The sequence below is a fragment of the Roseateles sp. UC29_93 genome (assembly GCF_042695725.1).
GTDB lineage: Bacteria > Pseudomonadota > Gammaproteobacteria > Burkholderiales > Burkholderiaceae_C > Roseateles > Roseateles noduli_A.
This window is the reverse complement of sequence record NZ_CP170545.1, coordinates 2,924,930-2,947,627: the sequence shown is the minus strand read 5'-3', so window position 1 is coordinate 2,947,627 and position 22,698 is coordinate 2,924,930. Positions and strand designations below refer to the sequence as shown.

Annotated in this window: 17 protein-coding genes; all 17 read right to left on the bottom strand. The window is 67.6% G+C overall.

What is annotated here, in order from left to right; translation table 11 throughout:
• Positions 1 to 7: 7 nt before the first annotated feature.
• Positions 8 to 697 carry a hypothetical protein gene (locus ACFJIX_RS13710; RefSeq protein ID WP_377160896.1) on the bottom strand — a complete coding sequence of 230 codons (690 nt, stop codon included), beginning with the start codon at positions 695 to 697 and terminating at the stop codon, positions 8 to 10.
• Positions 698 to 1,491: 794 nt separating this feature from the next.
• Positions 1,492 to 2,115, bottom strand: a complete 624-nt coding sequence (locus ACFJIX_RS13705; RefSeq protein ID WP_377160894.1) for a serine acetyltransferase — start codon at positions 2,113 to 2,115, stop codon at positions 1,492 to 1,494.
• A 1-nt stretch (position 2,116) separates the two neighbouring features.
• Positions 2,117 to 3,184 (bottom strand): acyltransferase family protein, encoded by a 1,068-nt coding sequence (locus ACFJIX_RS13700; protein ID WP_377160892.1) that lies wholly within the window; start codon positions 3,182 to 3,184, stop codon positions 2,117 to 2,119.
• The gene (locus tag ACFJIX_RS13695; RefSeq protein ID WP_377160890.1) at positions 3,181 to 4,800 is read right to left on the bottom strand and encodes an O-antigen ligase family protein; all 1,620 of its coding nucleotides are present in this window, start codon (positions 4,798 to 4,800) and stop codon (positions 3,181 to 3,183) included. The genes ACFJIX_RS13700 and ACFJIX_RS13695 overlap by 4 nt, the downstream gene beginning before the upstream one ends.
• 26 nt (positions 4,801 to 4,826) lie before the next feature.
• Positions 4,827 to 5,603 carry an exosortase C-terminal domain/associated protein EpsI gene (locus tag ACFJIX_RS13690; protein WP_377160888.1) on the bottom strand — a complete coding sequence of 259 codons (777 nt, stop codon included), beginning with the start codon at positions 5,601 to 5,603 and terminating at the stop codon, positions 4,827 to 4,829.
• Positions 5,600 to 6,505, bottom strand: a complete 906-nt coding sequence (gene xrtB / locus ACFJIX_RS13685; RefSeq protein WP_377160886.1) for an exosortase B — start codon at positions 6,503 to 6,505, stop codon at positions 5,600 to 5,602. The genes ACFJIX_RS13690 and xrtB overlap by 4 nt, the downstream gene beginning before the upstream one ends.
• 161 nt (positions 6,506 to 6,666) lie before the next feature.
• Entirely contained in the window at positions 6,667 to 7,542 is an 876-nt protein-coding gene (locus ACFJIX_RS13680) for a polysaccharide biosynthesis tyrosine autokinase (RefSeq protein WP_377160883.1), read from the bottom strand.
• 45 nt (positions 7,543 to 7,587) lie between these two features.
• Entirely contained in the window at positions 7,588 to 9,006 is a 1,419-nt protein-coding gene (gene epsF / locus ACFJIX_RS13675; RefSeq protein WP_377160881.1) for a chain length determinant protein EpsF, read from the bottom strand.
• Positions 9,007 to 9,049: 43 nt separating this feature from the next.
• Positions 9,050 to 9,946, bottom strand: a complete 897-nt coding sequence (gene epsE, locus ACFJIX_RS13670) for a polysaccharide export protein EpsE (protein ID WP_377160879.1) — start codon at positions 9,944 to 9,946, stop codon at positions 9,050 to 9,052.
• Complete coding sequence (locus ACFJIX_RS13665) at positions 9,946 to 11,058, bottom strand: EpsD family peptidyl-prolyl cis-trans isomerase (RefSeq protein WP_377160877.1); 1,113 nt, start codon at positions 11,056 to 11,058, stop codon at positions 9,946 to 9,948. The genes epsE and ACFJIX_RS13665 overlap by 1 nt, the downstream gene beginning before the upstream one ends.
• A gap of 424 nt (positions 11,059 to 11,482) precedes the next feature.
• On the bottom strand, positions 11,483 to 11,743 hold the full coding sequence (locus ACFJIX_RS13660) for a hypothetical protein (RefSeq protein ID WP_377160875.1): 261 nt from the start codon (positions 11,741 to 11,743) through the stop codon (positions 11,483 to 11,485).
• Positions 11,744 to 12,142: 399 nt separating this feature from the next.
• Positions 12,143 to 14,353: an RHS repeat-associated core domain-containing protein gene (locus ACFJIX_RS13655; RefSeq protein ID WP_377160873.1), complete on the bottom strand. Its 2,211-nt coding sequence runs from the start codon at positions 14,351 to 14,353 to the stop codon at positions 12,143 to 12,145.
• 3 nt (positions 14,354 to 14,356) lie between these two features.
• Positions 14,357 to 16,861, bottom strand: coding sequence for an RHS repeat domain-containing protein (locus tag ACFJIX_RS13650; protein ID WP_377160871.1), 2,505 nt, complete (start codon positions 16,859 to 16,861; stop codon positions 14,357 to 14,359).
• 101 nt (positions 16,862 to 16,962) lie between these two features.
• Positions 16,963 to 18,891, bottom strand: coding sequence for a hypothetical protein (locus tag ACFJIX_RS13645; protein ID WP_377160869.1), 1,929 nt, complete (start codon positions 18,889 to 18,891; stop codon positions 16,963 to 16,965).
• Between the two features lie 56 nt (positions 18,892 to 18,947).
• On the bottom strand, positions 18,948 to 19,466 hold the full coding sequence (locus ACFJIX_RS13640; RefSeq protein WP_377160867.1) for a hypothetical protein: 519 nt from the start codon (positions 19,464 to 19,466) through the stop codon (positions 18,948 to 18,950).
• A gap of 332 nt (positions 19,467 to 19,798) precedes the next feature.
• Positions 19,799 to 21,718, bottom strand: a complete 1,920-nt coding sequence (locus tag ACFJIX_RS13635) for a S8 family serine peptidase (RefSeq protein ID WP_377160865.1) — start codon at positions 21,716 to 21,718, stop codon at positions 19,799 to 19,801.
• A gap of 10 nt (positions 21,719 to 21,728) precedes the next feature.
• Positions 21,729 to 22,430, bottom strand: coding sequence for a DVUA0089 family protein (locus ACFJIX_RS13630; protein ID WP_377160863.1), 702 nt, complete (start codon positions 22,428 to 22,430; stop codon positions 21,729 to 21,731).
• Positions 22,431 to 22,698 lie beyond the last annotated feature (268 nt).

Genomic DNA, 22,698 nt, shown 5'->3' with positions numbered 1-22,698 from the left:
GGATCTGTCAGGTCGAGGCCGGCAGCAGGTCGCCGCGGGCCCAGCAATCGCCCGACGCCGTGGCACGCACCACCAGGCGCGAGCCCGCGAATTTCTCTGGCCACTCGAAGGTGACCGACTTGCCGTCCGCCAGGTCGCCGCTGTCGTAGGCGACGGCGCCCTTGGCGCCCTGCTCGCCGCCGCGCAGCTGCAGGCGCAGCGTCGCGCCGTTGCCGGTGCGCGCGGTCAGCGTCAGCTTCTGGCCCGGCTGCGGCTTGGCCCAGTTCACCGCGGTGATGTGGCGGCCCGAGTTGTTGACGACGGCCAGGCCCGCCTTGGCGTCCTTCAGCACGACGGCCTGCTGCCAGGTCTCGAAGCGCGCCTGCGCGTCGTCGCGCTCGGAGCGCCACGCGCCGCGCATGGACAGCAGGTTCATCGGCTGGCGCAATTCGACCGGCTTGCCGTTGCCATCGAGCCAGCCCTTGGCCGAGCTCACCCGGCGCAGCGCCAGGCGCATGCGCTCCAGGTCGCTGGCGGCGCGGCTGTTCCAGAGCTTGGCGGTGTGCAGCTTGGCGTTGCTGCCGATCTCGCAATAGACGACGAAGGGCGTGCCCACGTTGCGATCGACGACGTAGCCGCCGTAGACCTTCAGCGCCTCGGCGATGCGGCGCAGCCGCGCGTCGTCCACCTTGGAGACGTCGAAGTCCGGCGGCAGCATCGAGCAGCGCGCCTTCGGGGATGCGGCCGTTGTTGTTGTTGAGCCCGGCGTCCGCCGAGGTCGCGGGGAAGACATACCCCGGGTCCGCGCTCAGCCCGTTGAAGGTCAGCGAGATCGCCAGCGCGTGGCGGATCGGGCCGGCGCCCTCCTCCAGCTCATGGCGGCGCACCAACCCGCCCATCGTCGGCACCGCGGCCGCGCGCGCGCCCTGGAAGTAGTGGGCCGGGTCGCCCCAGCCGCGGCCGTCCAGCCGCGTCCAGGCGTATTGCTTGGCGCACCACTGGTCGTCGACGCGGGTGAGCTTGTAGAAGGAATGGATGATGCCCGCCTCGGCATCGACGATGTCGGCGTGGCCGTCCAGGCCCTCGGCCGGATTCACGCTGGCAGGCCAGTGCGGCAGCACGACTTCCGGCTGCGTCGTCTCGGCATCCGGATCCCAGACGCCCTTCTGGCCCGGCAGGCCGACCACGCGCATCGGCGGATCATCCGGCTGGCAGACGAAGACGCCGGTCGACCACTTGCCCGACTCCAGCGCCGGCGAGTAGGACGCCTTGGGAATCTCCCAGTCGTCCAGGACCGGCTCGACCGGCCGGCTGTTCCACGGCGACTGCGCCGAGAACGGCCGCAGCACCGTGCCGAAACGCTCGCCCCGGGCCGCGTCGGCCGCGCGCGCGTCACGCGCGGCGCGGGCGTCACGCCCCTCCCCGGCGGCCCACAGCGCCGATGGCAGCGCGGTGGCCGTCAGGCTCAGTCCCGCGGCCGCGCACCAGCGTCGTCGATCCCAGGTCATCGTGTCATTCCTCCATGGTCATCGGGGACGCGAGGTCCGACGGAACGCGCGCGGCGACCTCGTCGGACGACGGCGTCGTCTCACGCGCGACGACCCGCGCCGGATTGCCGACCGCGGTCGCGCCCGCCGGCACGTCGCGCAGCACGACCGACATCGCGCCCACCTTGCAGCCCGCGCCCAGGCGCACGCCGCCCAGCACCTGCGCATAGGCGCCGACCTCGACGCCGTCCTCGAGCACCGGGCACGGCCCGTCCTCGACGCGGTTGCCCAGCGTCACGCCCTGGCGCAGGGTGCAGTTCGCGCCGATGACGGTGCCCGGGTTCACGAACACGCCGCCGAAATGCCAGATCCGCAGGCCGGGCCCGATGCGGCATTCCTTGGGCAGGCTGATGCCGGTGACGGTCTCCACCGCGCGGAAGGCCAGCCAGTAGAAGCGCAGGGACCAGCGCCGCGCGCTGCCCTCGGGCATCGCGTCGACGCGCCGGCCGTAGCGGTAGACCCGCAGCGCCCACAGCGACTGCTCGCGGCGCAGCGCGGACGCACCGCCGCAGCGGGCCAGATCGGCCTGCCAGTCGGCGTCTTCGCGGGCATTGCGAGGCGTACGCGGCACATGGGTCGTGGACGTCATCTCAGACCTCCTTCAACCGTTGGCCGCGCCCGGCGCCGACGCGCTTGGCGAGGTCGTTGAACCGTCGCTCGACCTGGAAGGTCGACACATGCGCGATCGCGAACAGCGCGATCAGCAGCAGCGGCCGCTTCAGGTACTTGGTGACCACGTCGCCGCTGCCCAGCCAGGTGGCGGCCAATGGCAGATGCCAGATGTAGAGGGCGTAGGAGACCGTCGCGATGTAGATGAACACCCGCCCGCCCAGCACGCGCGACAAGCGGTGCGTGGGCTGCGCCAGCAGCGATCCGACGAAGGCCGCAGCGACATACGGCCGCAGGAAGCCCAGCGGATTCACACCCGGATGCGGCAGGAAGCTGCAGGCCAGCAGCACGACGAGCAACAGCGGAACCATGCCGGTACGTGCAAGCACGTCGCGTGCCACGGCCCAGTGGCGCGAGTGCATCAGCAGCGCCAGGCAGGCGCCGGCCAGCAGGTCGTCGCAGCGGAACCAGGTGATGCTGGACGCGGTCACCTGGTGCCCGACGCGCATCGCCGTGGTCGCCAGCAGCAGGGCCGGGAACAGCCACCAGATGGCGCGCGGGCGCAGCCACAGCAGCAGCGCCGACAGCATGTAGAACTGCACCTCCAGGCACAGGCTCCAGAAGTGGTCGGTCGGCGGCACCAGCCGCTGCGGCGGCAGGTTGGCGTAGAAGAGCAGGTAGCTGAGCGCCGTGTCCAGGCTCTCCGGCTTGACCGACCAGACCACCGCCAGGCAGATCCACGCGGCCGGCACGACGCGCAGCAGCCGCCGCGCGATGAAGGACGACACCGTCGGCCGCTTCAGCAGCTGCCCGGTGATCAGGTAGCCCGACAGGATGAAGAACAGCGCCATGCCGAAGATGCCCAGCGACTCGTTCAGCGGCGTGCCGCCGACGCGCAGCGGGAACAGGTGGGTCCACAGCACGGCCAGGATGCTGACCGCGCGCACGCCGTCCAGCGCGGGCTGGCGCTCGCTGGGCCGGTGGCCGGCGGCGAGGGCCAGATCCAGGCCCTGGTCGCGGCGCTGATCGCGGTCCGGGTCGACGCTCATCGCGCGTGCTCCGCGCCGTGCATCGGCAGCGTGGCCGAGAACTCGCTGACGCGGGGCAGCGTGGCGGGGAACTCGCTGACGCGGTCATGCGGCTGCCGCGGCCGGTACTTGCTCGGCCGGATGCCCCACGGCAGGCGCTTGCGCGCCTCGGCCGCGCCGGCGATGCGGCAGGCCAGCGCGCACACCACGCCCATCGTCAACCAGAAGTACCAGTTGTAGATGAGGTAGGACAGCATGTTGTCCGACAGCGAGACCAGGAAGTTGGACAGCAGCAGCGCCAGCGAGATCAGCGCCAGCAGGCTGCGCACCGGCAGCAGCGCGCGCAGCATGCGCGCGGTCGACAGGAAGACCCAGCCGTAGGCCGCGACGCCCAGTGCGCCGTATTCGAAGAACACCTGCACCACGGCGCTGTGCGCGCCCCAGCTGCGGCCGCCGGCCATCGAGAAGAAGGTCTGCGAGTGGAAGACGAAGGACTCCGCACCGTAGCCGAAGGCCATGCGCGAGGTGGCCATCCACGACAGCGCGTCCGACCACAGCAGCTTGCGCCAGGCGAAGGAATTCAACTTGGCGAACTGCACCACCTGGTTGCCTTCGGCCAGGCCCACGACGCGCTCGCGCACCTCGGGGATCAGCATGGCCAGCATGCCGCCGATCACCAGATAGATGAGATAGCGCCGCTCGCGGAACAGGCCGTAGACGACGAAGATGAACAGCACGGAGATCCATGCGCTGCGGGTCTTGGTCGCGAACAGCAGCCCGATCAGCAGCAGCAGATAGAGCACGACCGTCGCGGTCGCCAGGACGCCGCGGCCGGCCAGACCGCTCTTCCATCGATAGAAGATGACGCCCACGGACAACACGAGATAGAACGCCAGGATGTTGGCGTGAGGGAACGGTCCGCCGTACCGGCCGGCGGAAGCTTCGAAGGCGTCCACGCTACCAGCGGTCTTGCCCAGGCCGATGTAAATCAGCGTGACAACTGCGACAGGCACCGACGACCAGGTGACCAACTTGAGCATCCTGTTCAGATCCGCTTCTTCCTTGACCAGGTAGAAGCTGACCAGGAACAGCGCCATCACCGACAGCTGGCCCAGATAGAGCCGCAGCGCCTGCACCTTGTCCGGCGAATACAGCAGCCCCAGCGCCTGCACCGCCACGAAGGGCAGCCACACCATCCAGGCGACGCGCGGCACGCGCTTGGGATCGCGCGCGATGATGATCCCCGCCAGCACGATGATCAGCGCGTTCAGCAGGCCGCCCAGGCCGCCGATGGCCGCGAGCCGGGTCTCCTCGAAAATCGGATTGGCGCCGGCGCGCACCAGCAGCACCGCCAGCAGGAAGGCCTCGCGGCTGTAGAGGAACAGGAAGGCCGTGACCAGCATCAGCGGCAGCACCGCCAGCAGCGCGGGGCGGTCCGATGCCATGCCGCCGACCATCACCGTCATCAGGCCGATCGCGACGGCGCCGGCCAGCAGCCCGGCCAGGCCGAGCAGGGACATCCCGTCCAGGCCGTCGCGCCAGATGCGCCACGCGCCCGCGATCCGTCCGACCGCGCCCGCCGCCCGATCTGCGCGCCCGCTCTCCGTGCCTGATCCTGTCCGCAATCCGATCCTCATGCCGCCGTCATCCTGTCATCCGGGCTTCAGCGCACCAGCAGCGGCCGCGTGCCCGGAGGCACCGCGTCCACCAGCTCGCGCAGGAAACCTTCCATCACCACCTGCGACTGCGCGGCGCCTTCGGGCCGGTTCAGCCGCTGCGACGCGCGCACCAGCATCCCGTCGGGGATGCGGCCGCGGAAACCCTCGTTGAGGATGTACCAGCGCGCGGCCAGGCCGTCGCCGCCGTATTGCGTGCCGATGCGGATCCAGTAGCGCACCGCCTCGTAGCCGCCGCCGCCGCGGGCCTCGGTCAGCAGTTGCGTCGTGGGCACCGGCTCGGCGCGACCGGCCGTCGGCACCGGGCGGCCGTCGCCGATCGCGCGCACGAAGTAGCCTTGCGCCGGATAGCAGACCTCGGGCCGGTGGACCTTGACGTCCTGCCGCTGCCGCTCGCCCCAGGCCAGCGCCACCATCACCTGGTCGCCGCGGCTGTTGACGTAGGTGCGCATCACCGTCTGGTCGTAGGGCTGTTCCTGCACCGTCTCCACGCCCTGCGAAACGTCGATCTGCGGCGCCGAGTCCACGATCGCCCGCCAGTCGCCGAAGGCCTTGGGCACGGTCGCATCCAGGCTGGGCGCGCCCTGCACCGCCTGCAGACGCGGCGTCGCCAGCCACGCGCCGCCGGCCGCGACGACCATCAGCGCCACGCCGGCCAGGCAGGTGGCCACGGACAGCTTGGGCAGTCGCAGCATCGCGGGCGGCGTCGACGCCGGCGGGGTGGCGGGCGTTCCCGGGGTTCCCGGATTCATCGACGTGCTCATGCCGCCTCCTTGCCGCGCCAGCGGGCCCAGCGCAGCGAGAACGTGCGCAGCAGGCCGTCCACGACCACGATCAGCATCAGCGCCGTCAGGAACAGCGCCATGCCCGGAGAACTCGTGCATGAAGCCCTGCCCACGTCGTCGCCGAAGTGGTAGGTCAGCAGCGCGAGGATGAGGATGCGGATCACGTTGGAGCAGTACGAGATCGGCACGATCAGGATGGCCAGCGCGATGTTGCGGAACACCGATTCATGGCGCACCACGTTCATGTAGAGCAGGCCCAGCGCCTCGAGCGTGAACAGCGAGTTCAAGCCCGCGCAGGCGTCCGCCACCATCAGCTGGTAGGGCCCGATCTGCAGGATCACGCCGGCGCGGGCCACCGGGTAACCCAGCGCGAACATCATGTGCTCGGCGCCCCAGGACGCGGCCAGCTTCATCGGCTGGGTGATGACGTCGACGATGGACGCCGGCAGCGGCACCGCGAACAGCAGCAGGAAGAACGCGAACCAGTAGCGACGCGCGATCGCGGGGCCGGCCAGGATCAGCGCCAGCCCCAGCAGGACCGGCAGCAGCGAGCCCAGCTCCAGCAGCGCGATCGACTGCGAGCGTCCCAGCACATAGCCGGCCAGGCCCAGCACCAGCACGGACCAGCCGGCCAGCGGCGCGGGCCGCACGTCGAAGGTCTCGCCCTGCGAGGCCAGCCGACGGGTCTGGAAATAGAAGTACCAGGCCGACAGCGCCAGCACGATCGGACCGTGGGAGTTGCGGTCGCCGCGCCACGGGCCGTGGATGAAGTCGATGAAGGTCGGCACGTACAGCAGCGCCAGGCCCACGGCCAGCGCCACCAGCGCCAGCCGGTTGAGCGCCCGAGAAGCCGCGCCCCGGCCCGGGGCCCGCGCGGTCACCCGAGCGTAGGAACAGATTGCTAGCCATGACTTTCACTGCGATCCCTGCAAAGACGGTCGGCGACGGGCAGACGGCGACGTCGCGATCCGGCGGGGATCGCGCGCGTCGCGGCGGAGGCCCGGTGCATGCCGGGCCGACGAGGGCTCTTCGCGGCCCTGACTCAATACTCGTTCATGACGGTCCCGACGAGTGTCGTGGACACGCCGTCGAGGCTGTCGGTGAGTTCCTGCAGCGCGGTGACCCGCGACTTGTTCTGTCGCGCCAGCACCAGCGCCGCGCCGCAGCGCGCGGCCACGATCGCCGCATCGGCGCCGTACTGGCCCGCGGAGGTGTCCACCAGCACGTGGTCGAACTTGCCGGCCAGCTCGCGCATCAGCAGCCCGAAGGCGGGCCGCTCCAGCAGCTCCACCGGGTTGGGCGGCACCGCGCCCACCGGCAGGATGAACAGGCTGTTCATGCCCTCCACCTGCTGGATCACGCGCGGCTCGCTGCGGCCCGACAGGATCGAGGACAGGCCGGCCTGGTTGTTGACGTCGAAGATCTCGTGCTGGCGCGGGCGGCGCAGGTCCGCGTCCACCAGCAGCGTGCGGCCGCCCAGCTGGGCCAGCGTCACCGCCAGGTTGGCCGTGAAGTAGCTCTTGCCGTCCAGCGAGTCGGGGCTGATCACGGCCAGCGCGCGGCGCGGCTCGTTCTCGCGGTACAGCCGCATCGTGATCTGGCTGCGGATGCCGCGGAAGACTTCGGCCTGCGACGAGAACGGCGTGTTCAGCGCCACCAGCTCGGGGCTGCGGACCTTGCGCTCGCTCGGGGCGTAGGGGTAGTGGAACTGCTTGGACAGCGCTTCCAGCACGTCCTCGGCGTTGGCGTAGCCCAGCGCCACGGCGGCCTCGCCGAAGCGGATGCCGCGTTCGCGCTGGTACTGCAGCACGCGCTCGACCTGGTCGGCGCTGAGGTTGCGGGTCTCGGCGATGATCGCGCCGATCGAGCGGTCATGCACGCCCGGGCCGGAAGACTTGCTGTTGGTCGGTGCGTCCACGGATTTCCTCTTGGGCCAACGGAATGGGTTCCTTCACATCGGACATCAGGCGGTCCCTCGGCCGGGTCGGGCGGTATGCCCGAGCAGTCGACGTTCCGCCGACGGCAGCGCCGAGGCGCGCCGGCCCGGCGCGGGCAGCACGCCCAGCATCGGCAGCGGCAGCACGGCCATGACATCGTCGGCATCGCGCACCTTGCGGTCGCGCATCTCCAGCAGCAGCGCCAGGCCGACCGCCAGGATCACGCTGGCGACGAAGGCCAGCGCGGTGTTCAGCAGGATCTTCGGCGACGAGGGCTTCAGCGGCGCGACCGCCTCGGTCAGGATGTTGACGTTGCTCTGCGTGGTCTGGCTCTCGAGGCTGGTCTGCGTCAGCCGCGTGGTGATGTTCTCGTAGGCGCGCTGGGCGCTCTCGGCCTCGCGCATCAGGCCGCTGGCGTCGTCGCGCGCGGCCTTGAGCTTGGCGACCTTCTCGCGCTGCGCCTCCAGCGAAGCGCGGATCTCCGCCTCGCGCTGCTTGTTGATCGTGTTGGTGACGGTGACGCCGCCGCTGACGCGCCCGATCTCGGTGCGCAGCCTGCCGCGCACGTCGGTCACCGTGGCCTTGGCCTCGATCACCTGCGGGTGGTTGTCGCCGTAGCGGGTGCTCAGTTCCTGCAGCTTGCTCTCGGCGCGGCTCAGGTCGGCCTTGAGCTGCATCACCACCGGGTTGGCCAACACGTCGGGCAGTTGGTCCGCGCCGCGCGCGGCCTGGCCCTGGCGGCTGCCGGACTCGGCCGACAGCGCCTGCAGCGCCACCAGCTGCGAGGACAGCTCCGAGAGGCGGTTGCTCTCGACGTCCAGGCGCTCGTCGGTGGCGATGATGCCGTGCTCGCGCTCATAGGCGGAGAGCTTGGCGCGCGTGCTCTCGAGCTTCTCCAGCGCGACCTTGGCCTGCTGGTCGAAGTAGCCGGCGTACTGGCGCGCGGGGTCGACGCGCAGGTCCAGCGTCGTCGAGACGTAGGCCTTGACGAAGGCGTTGGCGAGCGCGGCCGCGAACTGCGGGTCCGGCGCGCGGTAGGCCACCGTCAGCACGTTGCTCTCCTTCGAGGGCTTCACGTCCATGTTGGCCTGCAGGAAGGCGATCAGCCACTGCTCGATCGTGCCCTCGCCGCTGGTGGCGGTCTGCCACTGCTCGCGGATCGCGGGGACCTCCGACAGGCGCAGGTCGCGCACGACGCGCAGCGCGACGCGGTCGCTGCTGATCACGTCGACCTGGGTGTTCATGAAGGCCGGCGACGCCAGGCCCGGATAGATCAGCGCCGAGATCGGATCGGGCTTGGCGTCCACCACCACCGAGGCCGTGGCGACGTACTTCTTGGGCAGCACCAGGCTGACGGCGAAGGCGGTCAGCGTGGTCAGCAGCACGACGAGCAGGACCAGGGACCAGCGCGCGCGCAGGATGGAAAACAGTTTGCTTGGCGTCACGGGCACTCCTCAGCCGGACCTCGACGGCCCGGCATCACACAACTCAGAACAGGCTCTCTCGGACGAAGATCACGTCGCCGTCCTTCAGCGCCTCGTCCATGCCGGGCTTGATCTCCTGCACCTTGCCCGACGCGTCCTTGCGGTGCACGCGGATGCCGCGGTCGGTGCCGCGCAGCGTCAGACCGCCGCCGGCCGCCAGGCCCTGCAGCAGCGTCATGCCGCGCTCCAGGCGGATCTGGCCGGGCTTCTGGACCTCGCCGTAGATGTAGACCATCGGGAAGCGGTCGACCCACAGCACGTCGCCGTTGAGCACGACCACATCCTGTTCGCGACCGTTGGCGCCGAACAGCGTGGGCAGGTCCACCTCGAGGCGGAACGGCTTGCCGCCGCGCACGCCGGACAGCACGACCGTGTCGCCGCCGGTGGACGCCACGCCGCGCGCGTTGGCCAGCAGGTCGGTCAGGCGCGTGTCGGCGACCTCGAGCGGATAGCGGCCCGGCTGGTTCACCTGGCCCAGCACGCTGGCCTGGTTGCCGGTGACCTTCAGGACCACGATGGTGACCTGCGGCTGCTTGACGAAGTTGCCCTTCTTCAGGCCGTCGGCGATGCGCTGTTCGGCGTCGCTGATCGACAGGCCGCCGATGCGGATCGATCCCAGCAGCGGGAAGGTGATGGTGCCCGCTTCGGACACGCGGGTCTCGAGCAGCATGTCCGGGTTCTGGAACACGCTGATGCGGATGGCGTCGCCCGATCCCAGGCGGTATTCGGCGGTGGCGCCGGAGGCCAGGCCGGTCGGCGCGGCGGGCACGGTCGACACGGCGGCTGGACGGGCCGGCGCCTGCGCGACGGCGCCGCCGGCGAGGGACAGCGCGAGGACCGCCGTGACGGCCGTGGAGGCCGCCGAAGCGAAGGAGAGGATCGGGAAGCGACGCGTATTCATCATTTGATGCCTAGGCCCTTGGCAAGGTTGTTGTCCACCGGGCCGCTGGCGCCGGTGGGGCTGTCGGAGGCGGCGGGCGTGACGGCCGGCACCGCGGGATCGGGGGTGGGCGCCGGTGTGCCGGCGGGCGCGGAGGCGGCCAGATCGGCGAACTTGCCGACGTATTCGATCTTGGCGTTGTCGCGCATCGCCTTGATGTCCTTGGCGACCAGTTCCGCGCGGCGCTGGTTCAGCAGGAACATCTCGATGGACGGGCGGGCCTGCGCCTCGGTCGCGGGCTGGCGTTGCGAGCCGGCGAGGAACAGCACGGTGAGCCCGTTGGTCTGGCCGTTCATGATGAACTGGCCGTCCTTCAGGCGCGAGATCGCGTCGAGGTTGTTGAGCGGGATCTGCTCGGCCGAGCGCACCATCTGCGAGCCGACGAACTTGAAGTTGTCGGCCTTGAGCGCTTCGAGGAATTCGGGGAGGGTCTTGGCACCCTGCAGCTTGGCGCGGATCGCTTCGAACTGATCCGGCTTCGCCTCGATGTTGATTTCCTGCAAGTTGTAGATGCGACGCTCGGCAAAAAGTGCCGGTTTGTCGTTGTAGTACTGCTTGATTTCCTGGTCCGTCGGCTTGGTGGCCGTCTCGCCGATGCGGTCAGCATAGGCCCTGGCGATGATCTCCCGCTTGGCGGTTTCGATCTGTTGCACCACCCGCGGATCGCGATCGACCTTGAGGTCCTGGGCCTTCTGCACGGCCAGTTCCTGGTCGATGAGGCGCTCGAGGATCTGGCGCGACGCGGCGTCCACCTGCTCGGGCTTCACGTTGGGCTGGCGTTGCAGCACGAAGTTGATCTGGTGGACGGTGATCTCTTCCTTGTTCACCTTGGCCGCGGTCTGCGAGGCCTTGGCGCCGCTACCGCCGCCGCACGCGGCGAGCACGACCGCGGCCAGTACGGCGGCGGAGACGGCAGCAAAGGAGGCGACCGCCGGCGTGGCCTGTCGCGCTTGATTTCCGTGATCCCGATTCCTCATCGCATGCATGGTGTCGACCTTGATGTTGTATCTGTCCGGCGGCCCCTTGAGGGGTGCTCTACGCGTACGCGAGCGGCGAGTGTAGCCCTGCACCATGACTGAACTTACCCGTTCCGGCAGGCTTCAAAGCCCCCATCCCGGGTTCGCAGGGGTCCATAGCAAGAATGGGTCCCGGCCCTGCCCTCCAGGCGGTCGCAGACCCCGTGAACAAGGGGGATCTGGCCTGTAAAGACAACGAGGAAAACGCGCGCTGGAACGTCATTGCAACGGCTTGAAAAAGCCGTCAGTAGACGAGGCGGAAGGGAGGCGTCGGGCACGCGAAAGTGGCCTGAAGACGCGCCTGCAGGACGTGCCTCCAACGCGACCATCACGGAGCATCGAAGCGTGCCTGCTAGGTATGCGTGCGCCCAAATAGCGGAAAGGAAGACCCGATGAGGCAATCAAGCATCCCGACTCGTATCGCCGCGCCTCAACAACTCCTACAGGTTGCAAGCGGCAGTCCCGCTCTGAGCAGAGGCAATCACTTGCTTTGGAGCCCTGCCCTCATGGCTTCACGGAGTTGCAGCCTCCAAGTTGACCAGGAAAGTTGTTCGTCGGTCGTTGGCGCATCAACCCAACTTGTGGCGTTCGCAACCTTCAGCAGGGCGTCAAACCTCTTACTTTCGATGATCTGGAACGACACATAGCCATAGACCTGACATCCATGGCCTTCGAATACCAAGGTGGCGGATCGTGGTCCTTTTGGGGAGCGGATGCGATCCTCAGAATAGGTGGCAGGCATGAAATACAACGCCAATGATTCCCTCGCTAGCGCTTCACGAGTCCAGACTCCCGATTTGCTTTGCCACTTGAAATCCACCGCGGCGGGCCCTATTGCAAGCACCGCCACGCCTTTTGTCCCGGTATATTCGCGAACCCTCCCCCAATAATGCCCCTTAGGTATTACCTCACTGCTTAAGGAGTATATTTTCCAGTCGCTCGGCAGGATCTTTTCAACAGACGGAAGGCCGCACGCACCTGGAGAGGTACTGCCTCGCGCCAAATGACAGATTGATAGCCAAAATATGAAGGCAACGACTTGCCTACAAGAATGCAGCAAATATTTTATATTCATCGATGTGGTGCGTTGGCCGCCGGACTCGGGGGAAGAATTTTCGGCTTGGGTGTTGGATGGATGTCATCAAATCGCCCCCCCAGGCACGCCAGGACTGGTCAATCCATTTGCCGAAAGGACTCTATCGACTGCATTCTGGCAGTCGTCTACATAAGGCGTCCATAGCCCCCAATTACCCCATGTCTTCATGTCTGCCATGATCTTCGCCTCTTTCCCTTCACTCCCCTCCACGGGACGGCAAGAATCTCCTGAAGGTCCCGCTTCGTCATCCCCTTTTCCTGGAATGATGGACATTCCAAAAATTGCCCGCCGGCCCGCCGCCGTTGAGGTCGTCGTATCCCAGAGATACGCGTGATTGCCAGGCATTCCCCTCGCCTTTCTCGCGCACACTAACACCTCAAGCCCGCTCGGGTCTACATATTGAATAGAATTTCCGCCAACATAGGCGTAAGTATTGATGCCGCCGTTTAGCCCGATCGGATCACTCTGAACATACCGACCAATCGTCCCGTCATAGTCCCGGAAGTAGTTGTAGCTCAGCCCCGACTCCTTGTCGAAGTACTGGCCGGGGAAGCGCAGGTTGACGACGAGATTCTCGAGCGAGTTGGGGACCGTCTCGGCTGCCGTGGTCCCGAATGGCTCGGCGATCCAGCGCCAGCGCACGTCGCCCGCCGAGTTCACGATCACGCGCGGCGTGTTGAGGTGATCCGAGTACGCGTAGTAGACCCGTGGCTCGGTCGTGGTCGAGTTCGTCAGCACCGCGATCAGCGTGTCGCCGAGCCACACGAATTCCTGCAGCGCGCCGCCTGAGCTGTTGTACTCGCCGAGCAGCTTGCCGCTCTGGTCGTAGACGTAATGCGGCTTGGACGTCCCCGTCACCTTGCGCACGCGCTGTCCGCCAGCGTCGTAGTTGTAGGTCGTCGTGACGCCCGCGCTCGTGAGCGAGGCCAGCCGGTTGTCGAGCCCGTACGTGGTCGTGTAGCCCAGCCCGGTGTCGCTCAGCGTGTTGCCTGCGGCGTCGTAGCCGAAGCTGCGCGTCGGGTTGTCGATGCCGGTGAGCCGGTTGCTCGTCGTCTCGGTGGCGTAGCTCCGCGCCGCGCCGTTGAGCGTGACCCCGGTCCTGTTGCCGTTGGCGTCGTAGCCGATGTTCCAGACGTTGGCCGGGGTGACGATGCCCGTCAGCCGGCCGAGCTCGTCATAGCCGAAGCTCTGGTTCATCGCCTGCGCTTCCGCCGTCACCGCGCCGGTCGTCGCGTCCAGGTGCGTGTAGCTGACGATGCGGTCCGCTGCGTCGTAGGTGATGTCGCGCACCACGCCGTTCAGCGGGTAACGCACGAGCCGACCGTAGGTGTCGAAGACCCGTTCGTAGCTCTTTGTTGTGCTGTTCAGGTGGAACAGCCACGCCCGTGCCGGGCCGAAGGGCTCCCATTGGATCTGGCTGATCAGCGGCTTGGCGGCGCTGCTCGCGTCTTTGGCCAGGCTCAGTCCGGTAGGTTGGCCACGGTCGTAGCTGATCGTCAGCACACGACCCGAGGGATACGTGATGCTGGTGATGTTGCCGGCGCCGTCGTAGCCGTAGCGCGTGGTACTGACGACCGTGCTGACCGCCTGGGTCACCGTGGTCACCCGGCCCAGTGCGTCGTAGGCGTATTTGCTCGACCCGCCCGGAAAGCTGGCGGTCGTGAGACGGCCGATGCCGTTGGTGAAGTCGCCGCCGGTCTCGTCGTAGGTCCAGCCGTAGCTCACGCTGGCCTGACCCGCCTTGGAATAGACGGCCGTCTTGAGGCGGTCCAGGTTGTCGTAGGTATAGGTCGCCAGCACGCCTCGGCTGTCGGTGCGAGTCAGCAGGTTGCCAACCGCGTCGTAGGTGCTGTTGGCCGTGCCGGTGTCCGGGCTGACGAGCTGGTTGAGATCACCCAGGCCGTTGCGCTGGTAGCTCGTGATGAGGTTGCGCGGATCGGTGACCTGCTTGAGCTGATCGAGGCCGTCGTAGCCGAGCCTGGTCATGCCGTTGCGCGCGTCGGTGCTGTCCTTGACGCGGTCCAGAGGGTCGTACGTGTTGGACGACGTGAATCCGAAACCCGACACGCCCTTGGCCTTGATCACCTTGGTGGGATTGCCCTTGGCGTCGTACTCGTAGTCGGTGACCGGTGCGGGTGACACGGGCGGAGGCGGCAGCGTCGCGGCATGCGCGCCGAGCCCGATCAATGCGATGAACGCGGCCACGATGGGCGCGAGTGTGCTCCGGCACTTCAAGTGCCTCTTGATTCCATTCATGGATCATTCCCTCCCTGTCGTTTGTTGTGCCCGGCCCAGCGCATCGAATGTGCGGCTCATCGTCCGCTTGAGCGCTCCCTGCGGATCCTTGGCGGTTTCCCGCGTGCGGTTGCCATTGGCATCCAGCGCGTAGTCGATCCGATTGCCTCGCGTGTCGGACACGGCCACCAGTCGATGCGCATCGTCGTACTCGTAGTTCACCGCGCTGCCGTCCGGCTGGGACGACTTCTTGAGCAGGCCTGTGGGCCAGTATTCGTAGGTCGTCGTCGCTCCCGCGGTCGTCAACGACGTGAGCCGTTGGCGCGGGTCGTATGTGTAAATCGTCGAGGACGTGTTCGCATCAATCGCCTCGAGTGCGTTGCCGTAGGCGTCGTAGCGCGTGAAGGTCGTGAGATGGCCAGCGGCGTTTTTCGACGACTTCAGATCGCCCTTCGTGTGGTCGGCCGTCGTGTCGGCGTAGTACTCGTTGGTGACGACCACCCGGTTGAGCGGATCGGTCTCCGTCAAGACCTGACCCGTGGCGTTGTAGGTCCACCTCGTCGCACGCGGCGCGACGCCGGACTGCGGCGTCGCATTGAACCCCTGCACCCCGGTTTCATCGGTGGTGGCCTGCTCCACGCGCTTGCACAGCACGACCAGCGGTTTGCCGTCGGGCAGCAGCGCATCGGTCGGCGCGCAGCTTGCCACCGCGTTGCCGTTGAACGGATCCGGCTGGCCGTTGTAGATCAGCGTCGTGATGCGACGCGGCTCCGCGGTCGCCGTGCTGAGTCGCCAGTCGGGATGCCACCGCGAGCTGACCTTGCGAGCGCCCGCAGGCAGCGTTGCGTCCGTCACCGCCTCGCAGGCTGTGGCCGTGGTGAAGCCCTCAAAGCGGGATGTCTCCAGGTTGCGTGACATGTCGTAGGCCATGCAGCTGCGATTGCCATTGAAGTCGTCGCGCTGCGTCGCGTTGCCGTTCAGGTCATGCACGACGATCGACGTGGCCGCCTCGCACCCCGACCCGGCCGGCTGCGAGTTGGAGGCCAGGTAGGTCGCGCTTCCCGCGACAGCACTGTCCAGGTCCATCACACGCCCGTCGGGCGCCGTGACTCGTGCCCGCAGCGGAAGCGGCGGTGAGTACTCGCGAATCACGACGTCGAGCGCCGGGTCGTAGTACTCGCTCAACTGAACGTCTGGCGTCTGCGATTCCCACGTCACCTTCCATCCGGCCAGCGAGCCGGTGCGGGTGAGCACCGCCCTTCCCGCGTCGTCGTAGGCATAGGTCCCCAACCGCTGGCCGGTCTCGTCGATCTTGCCCGTCAACAGATGCTTCTTGACCGTGTCTTCATAGACGAACCCCAGGCTCGACAGGTCCGCGAAGGTCAGCTCCTTGAGATCGCCGCCCGCGGTGTAGTCCATCGACAGCACGTGTCCCGCCGGATCAGTCAGCGACTGGATGGCGATCTGCTTGTCGTCGATCTTCACGTACTGGAACGAGAGCACACGTCCCGTCTCGTCCTGGATCGAGTTCACCTGCCTCCCGAATGCCAAGGGATAGCCGTTGCTGCTCATGGCGACGCTCGTGTAGTCGAGTCGGCGTCCGTCGGCATACACGATCGACGCCAGGCTGCCGTCCTCCCGGTACATCTCGATGGCTCGCGCTGCCTCGTCCCGATACAGCATGAAGTACGGCGCGGTGTCGGACCATCGCGGGGTCGGGTCGCGCTCGCTCGGGTCGCTGCTGGCGCCGACCCGCGGGAACTGCTTCCAGACCCCAGCGCCGCGCTGGAAGAGCGGCTGCGCGGAACCGACGTTCCACGCCACCATCTGGCGATGCAGGTTGCTGGACCACCAGCGCCCGAAGGACTGCGCCCCGCTGTCTTCGATGTAGTTGCTCTCCGGCTTCGGACGGCTGACGTAGGTCACGGACAGCGAATGCCCACGTCCCCAGGTCAGCAGCGGCTCGTGCTGGCGCTTGACGCCGGTGAGGGGCTCGATGGGATTGCCGAAGGCAGGGCAGCTATTCGATCCAGGCGGTGTTCTCGTCAGGATGCCTTTGCAGGTCGCCGTCGACGTGCCGATCGGTGTCGTGTTGAGCGACGGACCGCAAGGCATCAGCAAGTCCACGGTGGTCTGGCCGGTCGACGTGGTAACTCTGCCGTCCGACCACCGCGTGGTCCCTGTGTAATTGAAGGCGCACCTCTGCCACGGGGCGCCGCCCCGCTTGCCTTGGTCTATGCAACCGGCAGGACTGAGCTGGTACGACGACGTGTAGTTCGGCGTCACCGATCCGAGTACGGGCTGCGCAATGCCCTGGACCGGAGCAACGGCTTCTGCTGCGGTGTCCTTGCATTCGAATCGCAGCGGCTGCAGCGCATCGTCCGCCCACTGGAGGATGCCGTCAGTTCCCCAGACCACCCAACAGTCCCTGGCGGCCATCGCCGGCAGCGTGAAGAAGCCGAGGCCGATTGCCAGTAGCAGGCAGCGGAAGGCCTTGGCGGCCGAGAAGCGTCTTGTTGCATCGCTCACGCGATCTCTCCCGAAGTGACAGGTCTTGCCAACCAGGAAGCGGCGAACAGCCGCGCGCTGGCGTCGCAAGCATGCGTGGATCGGTGGCCTCCGTTCATAGCTCATTCCCTCCCCGTCGTCTGTTGTGCACGACCCAGCGCGTCGAACGCGCGGCTCATGGTCCGCTTGAGCGTTCCTTGCGGGTCCTTGGCGACCTCGTTGGTCCGGTTGCCGCTCTGGTCGAGCGTGTATTCGATGCGGTTGCCCTGCGTGTCCGAGACGGCGACAAGCCGATGCGCGTCGTCGTACTCGTAGTTCACCGCGCTGCCGTCCGGCTGGGACGACCTCTTGAGCAGGCCCGTGGGCCAGTAGTCGTAGCCGGTGGTCGCACCCGCAGCCGTCACCGACGTCAGCCGCTGGCGCAGGTCATAGGCGTAAGTCGTCGTGCTCGTGTTGGCATCGACAAGCTCGAGCGGCTTGCCATAGGCGTCGTAGCGCGTGAAGTTCGTGACGTGCCCGGCGGCATTCGTCGACGATTTCAGATCGCCCTTCGTGTGATCGGCCGTCGTGTCGGCGTAGTACTCGTTGGTGAGCACGACGCGGTTGCGCGAGTCGATCTCCGTCAAGACCTGACCCGTCGCGTTGTAGGTCCAGCTCGTCGTGCGCGCGGGCGCACCCGCTTGAAGCGTCGCACTGAAACCGAGTGCCCCCGTCTCATCGGTCGTCGCCTGTTCGACGCGCTTGCACAGCACGACGATGGGCTGGTTGTCCGGCAGCTTCGCGTCGGTCGGCGCGCAACTGGCCACCGCGTTGCCGTTGAAGGGATCCTGCTGTCCGTTGTAGACCAGCGTCGTGATGCGACGCGGCTCCGCCGTCTTCGTTGCCATGCGCCAGTCGGGATGCCACAGCGAGCTGATCTTGCGCGCGCCCGAAGGCAACGACACGCCGGCCGCCAGCACCGACGCGCACGCCGATCCCGTCGCGAGACCTTCGACCCGGGACGACTCCAGCTGGCGTCCCGGCACGTACGCGTGACACGACTGGCCGCCGTTGAAGTCCACCCGCCGGATCGCATTGGCTTCGCTGTCGTACTCCACCGACGAGCTTGCGGCCTCGCATCCAGAGCCCGCCGGCTGCGATTGCCCCGTGAGCATGGGCGAACTCTTCAGCGGGACGCTGTCCGCCACTTCGGTTCGACCGTCCGGACCGACGATCACAGCCTGGATCGGCTCGATCAGCCGGCGCTCCCGGATGATCGACCGACTTGGAATGTCGTCCGTGGCGCTGACAATCCATTGAGGCTCGCGGGTCCAGGAGATGCTCCAGCGCTCGCCCGCACTGCCGGTGGCCGTTGAGATGGCGCGGCCCTTGCTGTCGTAGTCGTAGCTGCCGTACCGCTCGTCCAACTCGTCGAAGCGCGCCGTGAGGGCCCAGGGCAGATCGGCGCGATCGTAGGCATATCTGCGCTTCGTCGCATCGGGCCACCCGATCGTCTCCAGGCCCCCGCCCGTGGCATAGGAAAAGACAAACACGCGCCCCGCCGGGTCGGTCATCGTCTTCACGCGGACGGTGGAGAAATACTGCGGATCGGACTCATAGCTGAAAGTGAGCGAGCGGCCCGACTCGTCGGTCACGGCGGCGATCACCTTCGCCGTCATCGTCGCCCCCTCCTCGACCGGTGTCTCGCCGTACGTGACATCGAGGTATCGACCATCGGCGTAATGAATGCGCTTCAGGTCGCCGCTCTGGCCGCTCATGACATAGCGCTCCACGGCAGCGGCGCCGGTGTCATAGAACAACCAATTGCCGAAGGTGGATGCGTCCCTGGACCACACCGCGCGATCGCGCTCCAACGCCGCCTTGGTGTTGTTGTACCCGTCGAAGGCCTTCATCGACCCGTCCCCGCGAAGGAAGGTGATGTAGCCATCGCCGCCGCCGTTCCACAGCGCCTGCCTGTGCAGACTGCTATGCCAGAGCGCGCCGAAGCGGGCCGTCGATCCCCGATAGCGGGAGAGCGCCTGGCTCTCGTCGAGCGGCTCGTAGGTGAGCATGAGGAAATGACCGCGGCCCCACCCCAACACCTCCTCCCGCTGGGACTTGCGCCCCGTCAGGGCGTCGATCGGATTCCCCCGGGCGCCTTGGCCGCGCACATCTCGACAGGCCGGATGTCCCGGTACCTCATGCACATGGCAAGATCACCCCGCCATGTGGTGTTCAACGCGTCCCCACACGTCATCACCATGCCGAAGTAGCTGTTGGTCGTCGAGGTGGTGCGGACCCCGGTCTGCTTCGAGGTCGACACCGTGGTCACCGTATAGCTGCAGCGGTGCACAGGAGAGCCGTTGGCGTCGCGCGGGAACGGCTTGCACGGCCCGGGCGCCACCGTGTTGACCTCCAGGACATTGGTGGTCTCGGACGGCTTCTCGATCAGCGGCCTCAGGCGAGCCCACAACTCGTTCTTCAGCGCGTCGGGCGTCGGAAAGCAACCATTGAGTCCTTGCCCCTCCGGCGTGCCTGACAGACGTGCGACGAAGTCCCGCCCCTCGTTGTACTGGTGACAGTCGACCGCGAAGACCGGCGCGGCGCCAATCAGCGCGATGAACGCAAAGATCGCGTTCCTTTGCATGGACATGATGTGGAGGACTCCCGATGGCATCGAAACGATGACAGGGGCCTCATGCGCGCCACAACGGCCGCACTCGCGGAATTCCGGTCAGCGTCTTTGCGCAAATGCCGGGATCGCCTCACCCCCTGATCAGGGGCGCATTCTGCAAGAGGTGCACGGCGCCCGCCACCAGCCTTTTGGGGGACGCTCCCTTGCACCACCATCACAGCGGTGTCATCGATGCCGGGGTCAGTCCTTGCGCACCGCCCAAGCGAAAAGGCCGCCGACCTTTCGGACGGCGGCCTCGGAGGCCTTCAGACGCCCCGGTCAGACCGGGACGACGGGACGCGCGCTCAGGGCAGCTTGTTCAACGCATTCACCGCGTCGATCAGGCCGAAGCCGTCGTACAGGCTCCAGCCTTTGACCGCGGCGCCGCCGGAGAACGGGATCACCCGCGCCGCCGGCGTGGTCTGCAGGATGCTCTTGACCTGCTTGGGCGTCAGCGAGCCGGGGCCGCCGGCCTTCTGCAGCATCAGCGCCGCGACACCCGCCGCGTGCGGAGCCGCCGCGCTGGTGCCGAAGAAGTTGTTGAAGCCGTCGCCTTCGTAATCTGAGCTCGGATAGAAGAAGGTCGTGTTGCCGCCGTCCGGCGCGGCAATGTCAGGCTTCTTGCGGGTCTCGGGCACCGCCAGGCGGTTGCCGGCGGCGTCGAACGCGATCGTCACCGGGCCGGGGCTGCTGAAGCTCTCGAACGCGGGGATGAACGGGCTCTGCTGCGTCGCCGGGAAGCTGTAGCGGTAGGCCGCCACGCTGTTGGCGCCGGCCGCCGCGCTGTGGCCGAAGGTCGTCGGGCCGCTGCGCACCTGGAAGGGCGCGCCGCCCCAGCCGTCGAGATTGACCAGGCGCACGCGCGAGGCCAGCTTGGTGCCGGCGCTCGTGCGGCCGACCATGATGCGGTAGGTGCCGCTGGCGCCGCCCGACAGGCCGACGATCTCCTCGCCGAAGTCCGCCGCGATGTTGTTGGTCGCAAAGGTGAAGACGCAGTTGCCCGCGGCGTTGATCAGGTAGAAGTTCAGGTCGGTCGTGACCTTGCCTTGGTAGAACAGGTCGTCCCACTGCAGCAGCAGCGTCGAGCCCGAACCGCTGTAGGTCACCGGCAGCGCGTAGGTGCCGCCGCCGAAGTCCAGGAAGCCGCCGCCCTGGTTGGCCTTGGTGCTGCCGGAGGCCGGCGAGCTGGTGCAGGTGTTCAGCGACGCCAGATTGACGTTGCCCAGGTTGGACGGCGTGGTCGAGAAGGTCGCGACCGGCACGTCGATCGCGCCACCGCCGCCGGCCGAGCCCTGGTTGCCCGCCGACGAGAAGTACGAGACCTGACGGCCCGCCAGCGTCGTGCTGTTGACGACGTCGTTGACCGCCTGCGCGACCTGGCCGTCGGAGAAGAAGGGCTCGTCGTAGTAGAAGACGTCGTCGACGATCACGTCGGCGCGGCACGCGGGTTCCGTGCGCAGCCGGCGGATGTTGTCGGCGAAGGCGGCCTCGCCGGCGAAGGCGGTGGCGAAGCACTGGTCCGCGCCCGGGGCCACGTCTTGCACGATCTGCATCATCGCGCGGCCTTCGTCGGTGTTGCTCGGGTCGGCACCGATGTCGAGGACCCACTTCGGCGGACGCAGATCGCCGGAGGCGATGTCGTTGGCGGCACGCACCGTCGTGAAGCTCAGCGGCGATCCGTCATAGGAGTCCGACAGCACGCCCACCGTGATGCCCGCGCCGGTCCAGCCGGCGGCGTTGGCGACGTTGCTGCGCAGCACCGGCGCGCCCTGCGAGGTGGTGAGCCCGACGTTCTTGTGCGGACGGCGCGTCAGCTTGGCCAGGTGCAGGCCGCTGGTGCCCGACAGCGCGGCCAGCGCGGACGTCGGCACGTAGGCCGAGATCGCGCCGTGGTTGAACGCGCGGTTGACGCCGGTCACCTGCGCGCCGGACGCCTCGAGCTGGGCCTTGAAGTCGTCGATCGAGGTGCCGGCCTCGAGGTAGATGTCGACCAGCACGCGGCCTTGCGCGTCGGACATCGACTTGACGTAGGGCTTGATCTCATCGGTCTCGACGGCCAGCGAGCGCAACTGGCGGCGCGACTGCTGGTCGACGATGTCGGACAGCGCGCCGTCGAGCTTGGCGTGCTGCGCATAGGCGCCGCCGCAGGCGGCCAGGGCCAGCAGCGCGCTCAGGACGCGCAGACGGGGGGCGGTGCTGTTCTTGGTGTGAGTCGAAGTCGTCATGGGCGGCTCCTCAGGCTTGTGCGGTGGTGACGGGCTTGCGGCGGCGGATCAGGCCGGCCACGCCGAGGGCGGCGCCGGCCAGCAGCAGGCTGCCGGGCTCGGGCACGTCGGAGGCGGCGGAGGCGCTCGCGCCGACCAGCTGGATCTCGTACTCGCCGAACTCGCTGGTCAGGCTGCTCCAGCCGGTCAGCGCGCCGGCGCCGGGATTGGCGGCGACGTTGCCGCCCTGGCCCAGCAGCGACGGGAAGATCGCCGAACCGCCGCTCACCGGCGTGTAGCTCGCGCCGGTGATGGCCAGGTAGTACAGGCCGCTCACGGTCGGGATGTAGTTGCTCAACGTCGATTGCGAGCCGCCGACGTTGCCGTCGTCGTCGTTGCCGATCAGGCCCTTGCCGGCGGCATCGAACAGGTACAGCACCGTGTCGAAGAAGTTGTAGTCGATGCCCGACGCGGTGGTCGTGGCGGAGAACGCCGTGCCCGCGGTCAGGTAGATCGCGAACAGGTCCGCGTCGCCGTCGATCGAGCCCTGGATCGCGTCGATCGGGCCGCTGCCCAGGAAGGTCTTGGCCGTGACGATGGTTTCGCCGGCATCGCCGCCGCCTTCGACGAAGACTGCGGCCGCCTGCGCGGACGTCGCCGCGCCGAAGGCCAGGGCTGCGATCGGCAGCCAGGTGTTCTTGAGGCTCTTGAAGCTCTTGATTCGCGTGAACATCGGACGTTCCCCTGAAAAGGTGTGGACACCCCGCGCGGCACAACCACGCTCGGTGCGGTGCTGAACAGAGGGGACGATGCACAAGCTGTGCCAAGTGTCACGAACTTTCGAGGTACCCCGCAGGAAACCCCGATGGCATCGGCACTCGCGGGTGCCGTGCGGCGTACACCCCGATCCACGGGGGATCCCCGCGACGCGGGGGTGTAAAGGCCGTCGACTCCGGGTTAGCCCGCGTCATACGACGACCCGCCCGTCCGGCCTGGGCCCT

What these genes read in the sequence shown, in the direction of transcription:
- ACFJIX_RS13690 (WP_377160888.1), bottom strand. Translation starts at nt 5,603, where the DNA reads ATGAGCACGTCGATGAATCCGGGAACCCCGGGAACGCCCGCCACCCCG.
- ACFJIX_RS13710 (WP_377160896.1), bottom strand. Translation starts at nt 697, where the DNA reads ATGCTGCCGCCGGACTTCGACGTCTCCAAGGTGGACGACGCGCGGCTG.
- ACFJIX_RS13705 (WP_377160894.1), bottom strand. Translation starts at nt 2,115, where the DNA reads ATGACGTCCACGACCCATGTGCCGCGTACGCCTCGCAATGCCCGCGAA.
- ACFJIX_RS13700 (WP_377160892.1), bottom strand. Translation starts at nt 3,184, where the DNA reads ATGAGCGTCGACCCGGACCGCGATCAGCGCCGCGACCAGGGCCTGGAT.
- epsE (WP_377160879.1), bottom strand. Translation starts at nt 9,946, where the DNA reads ATGAATACGCGTCGCTTCCCGATCCTCTCCTTCGCTTCGGCGGCCTCC.
- ACFJIX_RS13695 (WP_377160890.1), bottom strand. Translation starts at nt 4,800, where the DNA reads ATGAGGATCGGATTGCGGACAGGATCAGGCACGGAGAGCGGGCGCGCA.
- ACFJIX_RS13630 (WP_377160863.1), bottom strand. Translation starts at nt 22,430, where the DNA reads ATGTTCACGCGAATCAAGAGCTTCAAGAGCCTCAAGAACACCTGGCTG.
- ACFJIX_RS13660 (WP_377160875.1), bottom strand. Translation starts at nt 11,743, where the DNA reads ATGCCTGCCACCTATTCTGAGGATCGCATCCGCTCCCCAAAAGGACCA.
- ACFJIX_RS13640 (WP_377160867.1), bottom strand. Translation starts at nt 19,466, where the DNA reads ATGCAAAGGAACGCGATCTTTGCGTTCATCGCGCTGATTGGCGCCGCG.
- ACFJIX_RS13635 (WP_377160865.1), bottom strand. Translation starts at nt 21,718, where the DNA reads ATGACGACTTCGACTCACACCAAGAACAGCACCGCCCCCCGTCTGCGC.
- ACFJIX_RS13645 (WP_377160869.1), bottom strand. Translation starts at nt 18,891, where the DNA reads ATGCTCACCTACGAGCCGCTCGACGAGAGCCAGGCGCTCTCCCGCTAT.
- ACFJIX_RS13665 (WP_377160877.1), bottom strand. Translation starts at nt 11,058, where the DNA reads ATGGTGCAGGGCTACACTCGCCGCTCGCGTACGCGTAGAGCACCCCTC.
- ACFJIX_RS13655 (WP_377160873.1), bottom strand. Translation starts at nt 14,353, where the DNA reads ATGAATGGAATCAAGAGGCACTTGAAGTGCCGGAGCACACTCGCGCCC.